The organism is Myxococcaceae bacterium JPH2 (assembly GCA_016458225.1).
GTDB lineage: Bacteria > Myxococcota > Myxococcia > Myxococcales > Myxococcaceae > Citreicoccus.
In genome coordinates, this window is the sequence record JAEMGR010000139.1 from 1 (window position 1) to 351 (window position 351).

At 67.0% G+C, this 351-nt stretch carries 1 protein-coding gene; it reads left to right on the forward strand.

Annotated features, from left to right (window positions below; genetic code table 11):
• The coding region (locus tag JGU66_36475) for a M4 family metallopeptidase (protein ID MBJ6766273.1) at positions 1-351 on the forward strand (351 nt) is incomplete at both ends.

A 351-nucleotide genomic window follows, 5' to 3' on the forward strand; every position in this document is an offset into this window, starting at 1 on the left:
CATCAGCACGGTGCACTACGACTCCGGCTACGTGAACGCGTACTGGGACGGCACCCAGATGGTGTACGGCGATGGCGACGGCGTGAACTCCGGCCCGCTGGGCAAGGATGGCGACGTCACCGTGCACGAGCTGACGCACGCCGTGACGGAGAACGAGTCCAACCTCACGTACTCCGGTCAGTCCGGTGGCCTCAACGAGGCCATGTCCGACACGTTCGGCGCCTACTGCGAGAGCTGGCAGTCCGGCACCTGGAGCACCGCCGCGGACGTGTGGAAGGTCGGCGAGGACATCTGGACGCCCGCCACCTCCGGCGACGCGCTCCGCTACATGGATGACCCGAAGAAGGACGG